Source organism: Rathayibacter rhapontici (genome assembly GCF_001995175.1).
Lineage (GTDB): Bacteria > Actinomycetota > Actinomycetes > Actinomycetales > Microbacteriaceae > Rathayibacter.
The window spans coordinates 1-552 of sequence record NZ_MUKN01000131.1; the positions used below are offsets into that span (position 1 = coordinate 1).

The window sequence follows — 552 nt, forward strand, 5'->3', positions numbered from 1 at the left end:
GCCCCTGTCACGGGCAGGTGCAGGGTGGGCATGGGGAGGGTGGGGTCGAAGTCGGTATCGACGTTGACGATCGTGCCGGCCATGTCGTCTCTCTCCTTAGAGGGTGGCCCAGCCGGCGAGGTAGCCGGTGAGCGCGGGTCGGGTTCCGGTGGTCGCTAACGCGCCCGGGGTGGTGTCGGAGTGGTAGACGGTCGCGCCAGGCGCGACCGCGGCGCCTGTCCAGCCGAGGAGCTGGCCGGGCGCGGACAGGCGTCCCTTGCGGAGGATGCGCCCGATCTGGCCGGGGGCGATCGGTTCGACGGCGATGCCGTAGAACGCGGTCGCCGGGTCGGTCGTCTCGAGGCGCTGCACGCCGGCGTTGTTCGCGGCGAGCTTCACCGCGGACCACTGCTCGATGCCGGCGGTGCCGGTGTTCGAGTGGGTGCGCTGCCGGGCTGCGAAGTCCGGGTAGTGCTCGCCCTTGACGACGTCGTACGAGTCCGCGGTCGCGGCGGCCCCGAGCGCCGCGTTGATCTCGGCGAGGACGGTCGCGTTGGTCGCGGTCGTGTAGTC

At 71.9% G+C, this 552-nt stretch carries 1 protein-coding gene; it reads right to left on the reverse strand.

What is annotated here, in order from left to right; translation table 11 throughout:
- Positions 1 to 96: 96 nt before the first annotated feature.
- A partial coding sequence (locus tag B0T42_RS20375; RefSeq protein WP_158078203.1) for a hypothetical protein occupies positions 97 to 552 on the reverse strand: 456 nt, incomplete at its 5' end.